Source organism: Vibrio sp. RE86 (assembly GCF_013114545.1).
Lineage (GTDB): Bacteria > Pseudomonadota > Gammaproteobacteria > Enterobacterales > Vibrionaceae > Vibrio.
Window position 1 is genome coordinate 71,694 of sequence record NZ_VTXI01000012.1, and the last position, 14,448, is coordinate 86,141.

General features: G+C 45.8%; 16 protein-coding genes and 1 other RNA gene. 13 read left to right on the forward strand and 4 right to left on the reverse strand.

All coding sequences use genetic code 11. The annotated features are described in order from the left end of the window. The 8 genes from zapE to sspB all read left to right on the forward strand — a co-directional run bounded on the left by zapE (position 1) and on the right by sspB (position 6,350). Positions 1–1,107: a cell division protein ZapE gene (zapE, locus tag F0231_RS12875; RefSeq protein ID WP_171760137.1), complete on the forward strand. Its 1,107-nt coding sequence runs from the start codon at positions 1–3 to the stop codon at positions 1,105–1,107. 245 nt (positions 1,108–1,352) lie between these two features. Next, the gene (gene rplM / locus F0231_RS12880; protein WP_004744972.1) at positions 1,353–1,781 is read left to right on the forward strand and encodes a 50S ribosomal protein L13; all 429 of its coding nucleotides are present in this window, start codon (positions 1,353–1,355) and stop codon (positions 1,779–1,781) included. 15 nt (positions 1,782–1,796) lie between these two features. Then, the gene (gene rpsI / locus F0231_RS12885; protein ID WP_004415472.1) at positions 1,797–2,189 is read left to right on the forward strand and encodes a 30S ribosomal protein S9; all 393 of its coding nucleotides are present in this window, start codon (positions 1,797–1,799) and stop codon (positions 2,187–2,189) included. 330 nt (positions 2,190–2,519) lie between these two features. Further along, positions 2,520–3,113, forward strand: a complete 594-nt coding sequence (gene petA / locus F0231_RS12890) for a ubiquinol-cytochrome c reductase iron-sulfur subunit (protein ID WP_171760138.1) — start codon at positions 2,520–2,522, stop codon at positions 3,111–3,113. Beyond that, the gene (locus F0231_RS12895; protein ID WP_171760139.1) at positions 3,113–4,378 is read left to right on the forward strand and encodes a cytochrome bc complex cytochrome b subunit; all 1,266 of its coding nucleotides are present in this window, start codon (positions 3,113–3,115) and stop codon (positions 4,376–4,378) included. The genes petA and F0231_RS12895 overlap by 1 nt, the downstream gene beginning before the upstream one ends. After that, positions 4,375–5,112, forward strand: a complete 738-nt coding sequence (locus F0231_RS12900; RefSeq protein ID WP_171760140.1) for a cytochrome c1 — start codon at positions 4,375–4,377, stop codon at positions 5,110–5,112. The genes F0231_RS12895 and F0231_RS12900 overlap by 4 nt, the downstream gene beginning before the upstream one ends. Before the next feature lie 96 nt (positions 5,113–5,208). Next, positions 5,209–5,844, forward strand: coding sequence for a stringent starvation protein SspA (gene sspA, locus F0231_RS12905; protein ID WP_171760141.1), 636 nt, complete (start codon positions 5,209–5,211; stop codon positions 5,842–5,844). An 11-nt stretch (positions 5,845–5,855) separates the two neighbouring features. Next, positions 5,856–6,350 carry a ClpXP protease specificity-enhancing factor gene (gene sspB / locus F0231_RS12910; RefSeq protein ID WP_171760142.1) on the forward strand — a complete coding sequence of 165 codons (495 nt, stop codon included), beginning with the start codon at positions 5,856–5,858 and terminating at the stop codon, positions 6,348–6,350. 46 nt (positions 6,351–6,396) lie between these two features. Here sspB and F0231_RS12915 read toward each other — a convergent pair whose 3' ends face one another. From F0231_RS12915 to F0231_RS12930, 4 genes are read right to left on the reverse strand one after another with little or no spacing between them, the layout of a single operon-like run. Continuing rightward, the gene (locus F0231_RS12915) at positions 6,397–6,975 is read right to left on the reverse strand and encodes a BON domain-containing protein (protein ID WP_171760143.1); all 579 of its coding nucleotides are present in this window, start codon (positions 6,973–6,975) and stop codon (positions 6,397–6,399) included. Between the two features lie 3 nt (positions 6,976–6,978). Next, the gene (locus F0231_RS12920) at positions 6,979–7,569 is read right to left on the reverse strand and encodes a phosphoheptose isomerase (RefSeq protein ID WP_171760144.1); all 591 of its coding nucleotides are present in this window, start codon (positions 7,567–7,569) and stop codon (positions 6,979–6,981) included. Positions 7,570–7,572: 3 nt separating this feature from the next. Further along, on the reverse strand, positions 7,573–7,938 hold the full coding sequence (locus F0231_RS12925) for a YraN family protein (RefSeq protein ID WP_367613476.1): 366 nt from the start codon (positions 7,936–7,938) through the stop codon (positions 7,573–7,575). After that, complete coding sequence (locus F0231_RS12930; RefSeq protein WP_171760146.1) at positions 7,925–9,739, reverse strand: penicillin-binding protein activator; 1,815 nt, start codon at positions 9,737–9,739, stop codon at positions 7,925–7,927. The genes F0231_RS12925 and F0231_RS12930 overlap by 14 nt, the downstream gene beginning before the upstream one ends. A gap of 63 nt (positions 9,740–9,802) precedes the next feature. Here F0231_RS12930 and rsmI point away from each other — a divergent pair, with 63 nt between their 5' ends. The 5 genes from rsmI to F0231_RS12955 all read left to right on the forward strand — a co-directional run bounded on the left by rsmI (position 9,803) and on the right by F0231_RS12955 (position 14,440). Beyond that, positions 9,803–10,666, forward strand: a complete 864-nt coding sequence (gene rsmI, locus F0231_RS12935) for a 16S rRNA (cytidine(1402)-2'-O)-methyltransferase (RefSeq protein ID WP_171760147.1) — start codon at positions 9,803–9,805, stop codon at positions 10,664–10,666. Between the two features lie 161 nt (positions 10,667–10,827). Then, an RNA gene (rnpB, locus tag F0231_RS12940) (RNase P RNA component class A) lies at positions 10,828–11,259 on the forward strand. A gap of 185 nt (positions 11,260–11,444) precedes the next feature. Next, positions 11,445–12,395 (forward strand): 16S rRNA (cytosine(1402)-N(4))-methyltransferase RsmH, encoded by a 951-nt coding sequence (rsmH, locus tag F0231_RS12945; RefSeq protein WP_171760148.1) that lies wholly within the window; start codon positions 11,445–11,447, stop codon positions 12,393–12,395. A 3-nt stretch (positions 12,396–12,398) separates the two neighbouring features. Next, positions 12,399–12,719, forward strand: coding sequence for a cell division protein FtsL (gene ftsL, locus F0231_RS12950; RefSeq protein ID WP_171760181.1), 321 nt, complete (start codon positions 12,399–12,401; stop codon positions 12,717–12,719). Beyond that, positions 12,716–14,440, forward strand: coding sequence for a penicillin-binding transpeptidase domain-containing protein (locus F0231_RS12955; RefSeq protein WP_171760149.1), 1,725 nt, complete (start codon positions 12,716–12,718; stop codon positions 14,438–14,440). The genes ftsL and F0231_RS12955 overlap by 4 nt, the downstream gene beginning before the upstream one ends. Positions 14,441–14,448: the final 8 nt, after the last annotated feature.

Below are 14,448 nucleotides of genomic sequence, written 5' to 3' on the forward strand. Positions count from 1 at the left end.
ATGACGCCACTAGAAATCTATAACAAAGACATAAAAGAACACGGCTTTCAAAAGGATGAGGCTCAGCAACAGGCAGTCTCAGCGCTCGACAAGCTCTATCATGAATTTATCCCATATTTGAACACGCCTATTGAGAAACCTTCTGGGTGGCGCACTTGGTTTAGCAGTAAGCAGCCAGAGTTACCCCCTGCACCCAAAGGACTCTATTTTTGGGGCGGAGTGGGGCGTGGAAAAACCTACCTGGTTGATACCTTCTATGAAGCGCTGCCAACAGAGAAAAAGATGCGAGTCCACTTTCATCGCTTTATGTACCGCGTGCATGATGAGTTAAATGCACTCGGGGATGTGAATGACCCGCTGAAATTAGTCGCCGATAAATTTAAACAAGAAACTGAAATCATCTGTTTTGACGAGTTTTTTGTCTCGGATATTACCGATGCCATGATCTTGGGTACTTTATTCCAAGAACTCTTTAAGCGCGGTGTCATTTTGGTGGCAACGTCGAACATTCCACCTGAAGATTTGTATCGTAATGGTTTACAGCGCGCACGTTTCTTACCAGCCATCGCCTTGATCCAACAGAACTGCCATATATTGAATGTTGATAGTGGTATCGATTACCGTCTACGCACGCTCGAACAGGCAGAAATCTATCACTACCCACTGGACGAACAAGCAAACAAAAATCTCTCTCACTATTACGAACAGTTAGTTGGTGAGGGGAAGGTTGGAGCAACAAGTATTGATATCAACCACCGTCAAATCGAAGTCGTACAGGCATCAGAGGATGTCCTTCATGCCACCTTTGAGCAGCTTTGCCAATCGGCACGAAGTCAAAATGATTACATCGAAATGTCACGCATCTATCACACCGTTCTATTGGCAGATGTAAAACAGATGCACACAACAATAGATGACGCTGCGCGCCGCTTTATTGCGTTGGTTGATGAATTTTACGAACGTAATGTAAAGTTGATTATTTCGTCAGAAGTGGCGCTTGAAGCGCTTTATTCAGGTGGCCAACTAGAGTTTGAATTTAAGCGTTGTCAGTCGAGATTGATTGAAATGCAAAGTCATGATTATTTGGCAAAAGAACATTTGGCCTAATTCACTTGCTAGGCCAGAGCCTGATTGAAAAAAAATGGACTTTTTTGCTTAAAAGAGGTGATTTTTTCAACTGACTTCTCTATAATTCTGCGACCCACCGTTACTGCAGACCTTATTATCGAAGGTATTTCGACATAACGGGTCGAGAGTGCCAACCACTCGAAGGGGTGTTGACTGGACTCTTAGTCAGTGGGAGCGAAAGCTCCTTAAGTGTAAATTTAATTATTGAACGGGTTATTATTAGCATGAAAACTTTCGTTGCTAAACCAGAAACTGTAAAACGCGACTGGTACGTTGTAGACGCTGAAGGTAAAACTCTTGGCCGTCTAGCAAGTGAAATTGCATCTCGCCTACGTGGCAAACACAAAGCTGAATACACTCCACACTGTGACACTGGTGATTACATCATCGTTGTTAACGCGGAGAAAGTTACTGTAACTGGTAACAAGGCTAAAGGTAAGATTTACTACCGTCACACTGAATTCCCTGGCGGCCTAAAATCAATCAGCTTCGAGAAGCTAATTGATCGCAAGCCAGAGATGGCTCTTGAACTAGCAGTTAAAGGTATGCTACCACGTGGTCCTCTTGGCCGTGCTATGTACCGTAAGCTGAAAGTTTACGCTGGCGCTGAGCACAACCATGTTGCTCAACAACCACAAGTACTAGACATCTAATCGGGGATTTCGAAAATGGCAGATAATCAATACTACGGTACTGGCCGTCGCAAAAGCTCAGCTGCACGTGTTTTTGTTAAACCAGGCAGCGGCAACATCGTAATCAACAAGCGTAGCCTTGATGAGTACTTTGGTCGTCCAACTTCTCGCATGGTTGTTAAACAGCCTCTAGAGCTAGTTGAACTAACTGAGAAACTAGACCTATACGTTACTGTTAAAGGTGGCGGTATTTCAGGTCAGGCAGGTGCGATCCGTCACGGTATCACACGTGCTCTAATGGAATACGATGAGTCTCTACGTCCTACTCTACGTGCAGCTGGTTACGTTACTCGTGACGCTCGTTGCGTTGAACGTAAGAAAGTTGGTCTACGTAAAGCACGTCGTCGTCCACAGTTCTCTAAGCGTTAATCTTTTTTCGAAAAGATTCGCTTCCAATATTCGTATTGGAATGTGGCTCCAAAAGCCTGGCTTCATGCCAGGCTTTTTGTTTTTCTGCTCTATAAAAAACACTCCTATCACACGCACTTAATACAAGCCTGCTTCTACTTCCTCTGCTTTTGTGACCTCACTGGCGATTCACCTCACAAATGTTACAAAAAGGTAGCTTTATCTTGTCAAAAAGTAGGGTTTTATTTATCATTTGCCGTCAAATAAATACAACTAAATTCGTATTTTGTTAGCCATGCTCTTTAAGCGGAATAACAATAATCCACAAGGAGCAAATGGGAGAATGTTTGGATGAGCAATGCGCCTTTAAATAACGGCCGCAGACGTTTCCTAACCGCTACAACAGCTGTTGTTGGTGGTCTTGGAGCAGCTGCTGTCGCCGTTCCTTTTATTAAATCTTGGAACCCAAGTGAAAAAGCCAAAGCTGCGGGTGCCCCTGTCGAAGTTGATATCGGTAAACTTGAAGAAGGACAGATGGTACGTGTTGAATGGCGTGGTAAACCTGTATGGGTTGTCCGCCGTGCACAAGCAGTTGTTGACGGCCTAAAATCTATTGAAGGTCAGTTACGTGACCCTTCATCAGGAGAAGAACAACAACCAACTTACGCTCAGAATGCTTACCGCTCAATTAAGCCTGAGTATTTTGTTGCGGTAGGTATCTGTACACACCTTGGTTGTTCTCCAACGTATTTACCTGACAGTTTTAATGAACAAGTTCAGGGTGTGAAGTCTGGTTTCTTCTGTCCATGTCATGGTTCTAAGTTTGATATGGCAGGTCGAGTGTTCCAAGGCGTTCCTGCACCACTTAACCTAGTCGTACCTAAACACATGTACCTTAGCGATACTAAGATTATTATCGGTGTTGACGAAGGAGGGGAGGCATAATGCAAGCTCTACTTGATTGGGTAGAAAAACGCATACCCGCAATGAATGCGTACAAGAAGCACCTTTCTGAGTACCCGATGCCAAAGAACTTTAACTTCTGGTATCTTTTTGGCTCACTAGCGATGCTTGTTTTGGTTAACCAAATCCTGACAGGTATCTGGCTAACAATGAACTACGTGCCTTCTGGTGACGGTGCGTTTGCGTCAATCGAATACATCATGCGTGATGTTGAATACGGTTGGTTACTGCGTTATATGCACTCGACAGGGGCTTCTGCGTTCTTCGTTGTTGTATACCTGCATATGTTCCGCGGCCTAATTTACGGTTCGTACCAGAAGCCTCGTGAGCTGCTGTGGATCTTCGGTATGCTTATCTTCCTTGTGTTGATGGCTGAAGCATTCATGGGCTACCTACTACCATGGGGACAAATGTCTTACTGGGGTGCACAGGTAATCATCTCTCTATTCGGTGCTATTCCTGTTATTGGTGATGACCTAACACTATGGATTCGTGGTGACTACGTTATCTCTGGTGCAACGCTAAACCGTTTCTTCGCACTACACGTTATCGCATTACCAATCGTACTACTGCTACTGATCGTTCTACACGTTCTAGCTCTGCACGAAGTGGGTTCAAATAACCCAGACGGTATCGAAACGAAGCTTCCTAAAGGTACTATGGGCGACGATTACAAGACTCAGTTCCCATTCCACAAGGATTACACTAAGAAATACGACATCATCGACTCTATTCCTTTCCACCCTTACGGTACCGTTAAGGACATGGTAGGTGTTGCTGGTTTCCTATTCTTCTTCTGTTACGTATTGTTCTTTAACCCAGAGATGGGCGGTTTCTTCCTTGAGCCACCTAACTTTGAAGCGGCTAACCCACTGAAGACACCTGAGCACATTGCACCTGTATGGTACTTCACACCGTTCTACGCAATTCTGCGTGCGGTTCCTGACAAGTTACTTGGTGTTATCGCAATGGGCGGTGCAATCGCCGTACTATTTGCTCTACCGTGGTTTGACCGTTGTAAGGTTCGTTCTTACCGTTATCGTAGTAAGTTCCACCTATTCAATATCATCCAATTTACAATCAGTTTCATTGCTCTTGGTATTCTAGGCGCGCTTCCAGCAACAGATTTGTACACGCTGCTAGCTCGAATCTTTAGTTTAGGTTACTTCATGTTCTTCGTACTGCTGTTCTTCTACAGTAAAAACGAAGCGACTAAGCCACTACCAGAAAGGGTGACATTCAAATGAAAAAATGGATTGTAATTTTATTTGCAATGCTGCCTTCATTGGCGATGGCAGCGGGTGCGAACGTACCACTTGATAAAGCAAACAATGACCTGAGTGACCAAGCATCACTTCAAAACGGTGCGAAACTGTTTATGAACTACTGTTTTGGCTGTCACGCGGCTCAGTACCAACGTTACGAGCGTGTTGCTCGTGACATCGGTATTCCAGTTGAACTATTAAAAGAGAATCTAATCTTTGACCCTGAAGCAAAGGTTGGCGATCTTATGGTTAACTCGATTCCACAAGAATCAGCAGCGAAGTGGTTTGGTGCTCCACCACCAGACTTAACGCTGGTTGCTCGTGTACGTGGTACCGATTGGTTATACACATACCTGCGTTCTTTCTACGAGGACCCAAGCCGTCCATTTGGCGTAAACAACATTGTTTTCCCAAGTGTTGGTATGCCTCACGTATTAGAAGAGCTTCAAGGTATTCCTAAGCCAGTTTTCGCAACGGAAATCGTTGATGGTAAAGAAATCCAAAAAGTAGTGGGTGTTGAATCAGATGGTACTGGTGAGCTTAACAGCGAAGAGTATGACAACGCCGTACGTGACCTAGTGAACTTCCTAGAGTACTCAGGTGACCCAGTTAAACTAGAGCGTCATGCGCTAGGTTGGTGGGTGATGGGCTTCTTGGTGATCTTCACTATCATCGTTGTGCTACTGAAGAAAGAGTATTGGCGTGATGTGCACTAATTGTGCTACCATACCGTGCTAATTCCCAATTTTTAACTTAACAATGGAGGCTTGGCCTCCATTGTTTTTATATTTGTAAGTGTGCTGGAGGGCTCCATGGCTGTAGCTGCCAATAAACGTTCTGTGATGACTCTATTCTCAAGTGCATCTGATATGCATAGCCACCAGGTACGTATCGTTCTGGCTGAGAAAGGTGTAAGTGTTGAAGTAGAGCTAGTAGATGAAGCGAATCTACCTACTGAACTTACTGAACTAAACCCATATAAAACAGTACCAACATTAGTTGATCGTGAGCTAGCGCTTTACGACTCTAAAATCATCATGGAATACCTAGATGAGCGTTTCCCTCATCCACCATTGATGCCAGTTTACCCAGTGGCTCGTGGTAACAGCCGTCTTATGATCTACCGTATCGAAAAGAACTGGTACACGCTAGCTGAGAAAGTTGTTAAAGGTAATGCTGAAGAAGCTGAGTCTGCACGTAACAAACTACGTAATGACCTTCTAACACTAGGTCCAGTTTTCGCTGAGTATGAATACTTCATGAGCGAAGAATTTAGCCTGATCGATTGTTACTTAGCACCATTATTATGGCGTCTACCTCAGCTTGGTATTGAGCTAGTAGGCCCAGGCTCGAAAGAACTTAAAGTTTACATGAACCGCGTATTTGAGCGTGATTCATTCCTAGCTTCTCTAACAGAAGCTGAGCGTGAAATGCGTCTAACTCGTTAATTGGCGAGAAGATGGATATTGTAAACATGACACCACGCCGACCATACATGCTTCGTGCATTCTATGATTGGCTGGTGGACAATGATTTAACGCCACATCTTGTAGTAGCAGCAGAGCTTCCAGGGGTACGAGTACCGATGGAATTTGTGCAAGATGGCCAGATTATCCTAAATATAGCTCCTCGAGCTGTGGGTAATTTAGAACTTGGAAACGAAGCGGTGACATTCAGTGCTCGCTTTAGTGGTCGCCCACACTCTGTGATTGTTCCTCTGTATGCTGTTCAAGCGATCTATGCCCGTGAAAATGGCGCAGGTACGATGTTTGAACCTGAAGATGCTTACATGGGTGAATACGAAGAAGAGGGCATTTTCGAGGAAGAGGTAGAAGCAGAAGAGACGTTATTGTCTGTTGCTACTGAGACTCAAGAAAGTGACTCTTCGGAAGACGGTGGTGATGACGAGCCACCAAGACCAAAAGGCAGACCAAGTCTAAGAGTAGTAAAATAGAAAAAGCAGCGCATTGCGCTGCTTTTTTTTATCTTCAGTGTGGTGGTTAACTTGCGTTTTCACCTGAATGGAAAGCGCGAACCACTTGCTTAACACCCGAGATATTACGAGCAACGTCGGTTGCTATCTCAGCGTGCTGGTCAGAGACATAGCCTAGCAGAAAGACCTCTTTATCCTCAGTGATAACCTTTACTTTGACGCCATTTAATTCCGAATTCGCCAATAGAGCAGATTTTACTTTCGTGGTAATCCAGCTATCGTGGCTGATCTCACCCATTGATAATGGCGGCTTTACACGCAGTTGGTTGTGAACTTCTTTTACACCCTTAAGGTTACGTGTTTGGGATTCAATATCGCGTTTGAGGGCTTCTGTATTGGCCTGACCCATGAGTACAACGGTTCCGTTGTAAGAGCTGGCGGTAATTCTTGCATTGCCACGAAATGGCGACTTATTACCGATGCCTGCAACTTCAAATTCGATGTTGTTGTCGTTCCAGATCTCTTGTGTTGTACGTGGGTCAATTACGATGCTTGCAGTCGTGGCAGCACCAGCGACAAACAGACCTGCACAGCCTGTCGTTGTCAGAATAAATAGAGATAAGAATAGAGCTTTAAAGGTTCGCATAGATTACTCTTCGTGAGCCGGGAACAATACTTGGTCAATAAGATCGCACAAGCAGTGTAGCGTCACCATATGAACTTCATGAATTCTCGCGGTTCTGTGAGATGGGATGCGAATCTCGACATCGTGCTCCCCCAGTAGCCCTGCCATTTCACCACCATCTTTACCTGTAAGGGCAATGATCGTCATATCACGAGTTACTGCGGCTTCCATCGCTTTGATGATGTTCTTGCTATTACCGCTGGTTGAAATTGCCAATAAAATATCGCCAGCTTGACCAAAAGCACGTACCTGCTTTGAGAAAATTTCCTCGTAGTGGTAGTCATTGGCAACCGCGGTAAGTGTTGTATTATCTGCGGTCAGTGCCATTGCTGGCAGGCTAGGGCGTTCAGTTTCAAAACGGTTTAAAAGGCAAGATACAAACTGTTGAGCGTTTGAAGATGAACCACCGTTGCCACAACAAAGAATCTTGTTGCCATTAAGTAGGCTTGTGACCATGCCTTGAGCGGCATGAGTAATCGCATCTGGTAGCGCCTCTGCTGCTGCAATTTGAATTTGAATACTTTCTGTAAAACTGTCTTTAATGCTGTCTAGCATTGGTTATCCTTGAGTGATTGCATTTTTGATCCATTCGACTTGCTTCCCTTGATCGTGAAGAGCAACCAAGTCGAATCGAAAATCGGTTGAATAGACGGATAAGCCATTTTTCATTAGCCACAAATTGGCGGCCTTAATTAGCTTTTGTATTTTACTGCGAGTCACTGTCTCAGCAGCGTGGCCATAAGCTTGGCTCTTGCGGTAACGGACCTCAACAAAAACGATTGTGGTGCCATCACGCATAATGAGGTCGATTTCCCCCCCTTTGACGAGAAAGTTTCTCTCAATTATTACGAGGCCGCAACTGCTAAGATGTTTTTCAGCGACGGCTTCGTAATGTTGCCCTTGTGAGCGCTTATTCAGTAGCACCGTGTTCAGCCCAGCTGATTTCTCGCTGTACAACACAGTTTTCGTCAATGCTGAGCGTGCCCGTACTGCCATCGACTGTGTAGTCAGTGACGACTTTCATTTGTGGCAAGTGCTCAATTAGGCGATACGCATCCATCCCAAGTGCTTGCAGGCGTTTTTCTGCATTGGAGCCTTTAGGCCAAAGCTCATCCATTTGAGCTTTCAATGCAGCGTCAGGTTGGATAAGCAGAGGAATGTCACTGTATGTCACGCCAGAAAGATCTTCATACTGCTGACGACCGCTGTTGCTACGAGAGTTCGAGTATAGCTTTGGTGGAACGGTATCTGGATTAATCGCAACTTCAATGAACGGTTTGATCAGTGTTAGTTCTGAGCTTTTTGCAACAATGTAAACTGCATCAACATCACGACGGCTGCGAGGTTGGCTCTCTAGTGGAATATCGATCAGAGATTCCATCTGAGCAATGTTTTGTTGGCTCGCTTGCAGGCCAAATACGTTGTTGATATCACGCTGAAGCTGGCGCTTATCACCAAACAGGCTTACAGCAACTTTAGTGTCACTGTGTTGCTGCCACTCTTGCTCAAACGCTTCCACTACTCGGGCGCCTAAACGTCCTTTTGGCGCTAGGATGAGAGGGTAGCTGTAGCCCTGTTTTGCTAGGTGTTTAGCGGCTTGCGCAACTTCTTGTTCAGGCGACAGCGCCAAGTAACAGACATTTGTGCCTGGCATGACTTCATCAGGAATATTCAGTGCTAGTGCCGAAATATTGCTGTTTGATTCTGAAAGTGCAGCTTGTAGCTGTTCAATGTTGTCTTTAACGAGCGGTCCAACGATTGAATCAATCTGCTTGTCGCTCAGCGCTACTTTGATCTCTTCAGCTGATTTTGCATTGGTATCAACCACGGTTAAGGTGGCATTCTCATCGCGGTCGTTATCATTCATCATTTCAAGGATGAAGCCGTCACGAATGAGTTGAGCTTGTTTGGCAAACTTACCTGTCAGTGGTAACAGCAGTGCAGTGTTGACGGGCTTGGTGATCTCTAATGCTAAGATGTCCAATACGGATTGAGGTGTATTGAGCGCTGCAGGATGGCTAGGGTTATCGGCAAGCCACTGCTCTAAGTTACTTTTCAACTCAGGTAAATTAGAAGCCAAAGCTTTGGTGTAACCAGCTAGTTGCAGCCAACCTTGCATGATGGTGTTGCTCTCTTGCTTCTGGAAAGCATCGATTTGGAGTGCTGAGTACTGGCTTAGATTGTTCCAGATACTTTGGCTAATGAAAGCTTGTTCAGAGACTGGCTGGTATCGAGCCGACAAGGATTGTTCACGAGCTGCATTATAGTAGTCACCCTGCTTAGTAAACAGAAGAGAACGAACTTGGTGGTACTCTCGCCATTGCTCGTTCGCCAGTTGCCAAGATGGACGGAAATTAAGAAGTTCTAATGCTTCGTCATGCTTATCTTGAGAGATCAATAAATCGGCACGAGCGAGTTGCCATTCGGCTTGCTGCATATTTGTCAGTGACTGACGGGCAAGACGCTTAATCAATAGCTCCGCCTGAGCGACATCACCACTTTCAATTGACGCTTTTAAGGCCATGATAAGCCAGTCATTTTGCAAACTGCCGTTGCTGCTGTCTGCACGCATTAAGTAAGTTTGGATAGATTGATTAGGATCTAGGGTAATATCGACACTTTGTGGTGTCTTTGGTGCAGAAGAACACGCTGCCAAAGTGACAGCAAGTGCTACAGGAGTCAGTAAGCGTGTTACACTGAGACGCTTGTGGTTGTTCTTGGCCATGAGTTCTTTATTAATTCCGTATAAAATTGTGTCTATATTAATCGTTGAAGTGATGGTAAACAAATGACAGATAACAAAACCTTACCAACAGAGGTTCCAACTCTCTATATCGTACCTACGCCAATCGGCAATCTAGGTGATATTACTCAACGAGCGATAGAAGTTCTATCTACGGTTGACCTAATTGCGGCTGAAGATACTCGTCACACAGGTAAGTTGTTGTCTCACTTGGGTATTCAAACGAAAACTTTTGCACTTCATGATCATAATGAACAACAAAAAGCGCAAGTGCTTGTCGACAAATTGTTAGCTGGGCACTCTATTGCATTGGTTTCTGATGCTGGTACCCCGTTAATTAGTGATCCAGGATACCATCTTGTGACTCAATGTCGTCAAGCAGGCGTCAGAGTTGTTCCTCTGCCGGGGGCTTGTGCGGTGATCACTGCGTTGAGTGCGTCAGGCCTGCCATCGGACCGTTTTAGTTTTGAAGGTTTCTTACCTGCGAAAAGTAAAGGGAGAAAAGATAAGTTCCTTGAGATTGCTAAGGTTGAACGTACTTGCGTGTTTTATGAGTCTCCTCACCGAATCTTAGACTCTCTGGACGACATGCTGGAGATATTAGGTCCTGAACGTGAAGTAGTATTAGCAAGAGAGTTGACGAAAACCTTCGAGACTATTCAAGGTATGCCTCTTGCCGAGCTAGTTGAATGGGTCAAGTCAGATAGCAACCAGCAACGTGGTGAAATGGCGCTTCTGGTTCACGGTTATCGTGCTGCGGCTGATGATTCTCTTCCTGAAGAAGCATTGCGTACGCTGGGTATTTTGGTCAAAGAGCTGCCATTAAAGAAAGCGGCAGCGATGGCAGCAGAGATTTATAACCTGAAAAAGAATGCTCTGTACAAATGGGGACTAGAGAATCTAGGTTAACCTGTTTTAGTAGGGAATCTCCTTTTCTTATTTAGAGATTCCCTATTTTCCCCTAATCATTGGCAATTAACTGCGCGCTTTTTGCCCACTTAACACCTTCATTTCATCATATCTGTGATCTCGCTAGACACTTAGTGGAGAACTCTATACAATCCGCCCTCGGAGCTGACTGGGTAGTCGCTGCTTTGTTGATGTCCTTCGGGAGACTGACGTTGAGGTCCTTTTTAGGAGACTAACGTTGACGTCCTTCGGGAGACTGACAAAGGGGAGGAAAGTCCGGGCTTCATAGAGCAGGGTGCCAGGTAACGCCTGGGGGGCGCAAGCCCACGACAAGTGCAGCAGAGAGAAGACCGCCGATGGCCCGTAAGGGATCAGGTAAGGGTGAAAGGGTGCGGTAAGAGCGCACCGGACGACTAGCAATAGTTCGTTGCAGGGTAAACTCCACCCGAAGCAAGACCAAATAGGCCTCCACATTGCGTTGCTCGCGTAAGGAGGCGGGTAGGTTGCTCGAGCCAGTGAGTGATTGCTGGCCTAGACGAATGGCTACCGCCGCGCAAGCGGAACAGAACCCGGCTTATGTGTCGGCTCCACCTATTCGAGACCCATCGTAACTTTATTGTTATGATGGGTTTTTTGCTTTTTATTGACCAAATTTATTTTCTTACCATTAAACTTGGCGCAAAATCACGAGTTGTTGTTCTCTAGAGGTAGCGATAAGTCGCTAAATCAGTACACTGGAGAGTCTGAATTCGTAATGCGTCAGCAACATGAGATAACTATGACCGAAGCATTTAAACACATATCCGTACTTCTTCATGAATCCATTGATGGTTTGGCGATCAAGCCTGATGGTATCTATATTGACGGAACTTTCGGTCGTGGTGGTCACAGCCGCACGATTCTTTCTAAACTGGGTGAAAATGGTCGTCTTTACAGCATCGACCGTGATCCTCAAGCGATCGCTGAAGCGGGCAAGATAGACGATCCTCGCTTTACCATTATTCATGGTCCTTTTTCAGGTATGGCCGAATATGCCGCTGAGTATGGTTTAGTGGGTAAGGTTGATGGCGTGTTACTGGATCTCGGTGTTTCTTCACCACAGCTCGATGATGCCGAGCGTGGTTTTAGCTTTATGAAAGATGGCCCGCTGGATATGCGTATGGATCCTACGTCTGGGATTCCTGTCTCTCAATGGTTAATGGAAGCCGATCTCGATGACATTACATGGGTGATCCGTGAATTTGGTGAAGATAAGCATGCGCGTCGCATTGCTAAAGCGATCGTGGCTTACCGTGAGAATGAAGAGAACGAGCCGTTAACTCGTACTGGTCAACTTGCAAAACTTATCTCTGAAGCGGCACCAAAGAGCTTTAAAGAGAAGAAGCACCCAGCGACACGTTCGTTCCAAGCCTTCCGTATCTACATCAATAGTGAACTTGAAGAGATCGATACAGCACTTAAAGGCGCTGCAAGCATTTTGGCACCAGAAGGTCGCTTATCGGTGATTAGCTTCCACTCACTTGAAGACCGAATGGTTAAGCGTTTTATTCGCAAAGAGAGCAAAGGCCCTGAGGTTCCTCATGGCATCCCTATGACAGAAGATCAGATTAAAGCGCTTGGCAGTGCAAACTTGAAACCTGTTGGTAAGGCGATTAAACCTTCCAAGCAAGAAGTAGAAGAGAACACGCGTTCACGCAGCTCTGTACTTCGCCTTGCTGAAAAGCTGTAAATCCTGATGAGTAACACAACGCCTAACCTTGCTAAGCTTATTGCGCTCGACCTATTTGGGGTTGGGCGTGTCCCGCTGATTTTACTGGTTTTAATATTTGCCAGTGCTATGGGCGTTGTATTTACTACTCACCATACTCGCCAAGCTATCATGGAAAAAGATCAAGCCTTGGTTGAGCGTGAAAGGCTCGATAACGAGTGGCGTAACCTTCTACTGGAAGAGACGGCACTGGCGGAGCACAGCCGAGTTCAAGCGGTTGCGAAGAGCGAGCTTGAAATGAAACGTCCAGATTCAGACAAAGAAGTCATCATTAACCTCCCATGAGCAAAAAAGTAAAACCGTCAGAAAAGGTGTCTCAGCAGGAACCCGCGACATTAATTCGCTGGCGTTTCTACCTTGTGTTGTTTTTTGTTTTCTGTGCGTTTGCTGCTCTTTGTGGCCGCATTGCTTATATCCAAATCATTGAACCAGACAACCTGATAAAACAGGGGGATATGCGTTCGATTCGTGCTAAAACTCTCCACTCTGCTCGTGGGATTATTTCCGATAGAAATGGCGAACCTTTAGCGGTGAGTGTGCCTGTTGAAGCGGTATGGGCTGACCCTGCGACCATATTTAAAGAAGGTGGTCTTGAGGATATTAATCGCTGGTATGCGCTTGCGGACGTGCTAGGTCTTAAGCGCGATGGCATGATTGATAAAATCACTCGTAATAAGAAACGTCGCTTTATTTACTTGCAGCGCCAAGTTAGTCCAGCAATGGCCAATTATATTCGTGAGTTGAAACTCTCAGGGGTAGGGCTTAAGGCTGAGTCTCGCCGTTACTACCCTGCTGGTGAAGTTAGTGCCCACTTAGTTGGCGTGACTGGTATCGACGGTCATGGTCTAGAAGGGGTCGAGCGCAGTTATGATAAATGGCTGACGGGCGAAGCGGGTAAACGCATTATCCGGAAAGACCGTTATGGTCGAGTGGTCGAAAACATCTCTTTGGAAGAGCGTGAAGAGGGTAAACCTCTAGAGCTTACTATTGACCAACGTATTCAGGCGATAGCCTATCGTGCGATTAAGCAAGCCGTCGCCGACTATCGTGCGACATCGGGTTCCGCGGTGATACTGGATGTAAAAACTGGTGCTGTATTGGCGATGGTGAATGCCCCCTCTTATAACCCAAACAACCGCTCAGATCTTCAATCGGCTAAGATGCGAAACCGAGTGATAACCGATGCATTTGAGCCTGGCTCAACGGTGAAACCGTTCGTCGTATTAGCGGCATTAGAAAATGGTGTCGCGGATGATGATACTGTCATCGATACGGGTAATGGACTGATGCAAATTGGCGGAAGCCGTGTGCGTGATACGTCTAAAGTCGGCAAGGCGGATCTCACCACCATCTTACAGAAGTCGAGTAATATCGGTGTGGCGAAATTGGCTCTCGATATGCCACTAGAAGCGTTACTTGGTATGTATAGCTCGATTGGCTTTGGTCAGGTTTCAGGGCTTAACTTAGTCGGTGAAACGCAAGGTATTTTCCCGAATCGTCGTCGTTGGTCAAAGTTTGAAATCGCAACTCTTTCGTTTGGTTATGGTTTGACGATTACGCCTCTTCAGCTTGCGCATGCTTATGCGACCCTAGGAAACTTGGGTGAGTATCAACCTATTCATATTATTGAAAACAATCAGCAGGATTTTGCGAAGCAGGTTATCGACCATGATAACGCGCGTAAAGTACTGACTATGCTTGAAACCGTAACGCAGCCTGGCGGTACAGCGACGAAGGCGGCGGTTCCTGGTTATCGAGTTGCAGCGAAAACGGGTACCTCACGTAAAGCCATCGCTGGTGGCTACGGGGACGAATATTTCGCCTATACCGCTGGTGTTGCCCCTGCAAGCGATCCTAGAGTTGCGTTGGTGGTGGTGGTCAATGAACCACAGGGTGATAACTACTATGGCGGTTCGGTTGCTGGCCCTGTTTTCTCGGAAATTTTGAAAGGGACGTTACAAATTCTCAATGTGGCGCCTGATGAAAATCGATTTAAAGAAGAATAAGTGAGACA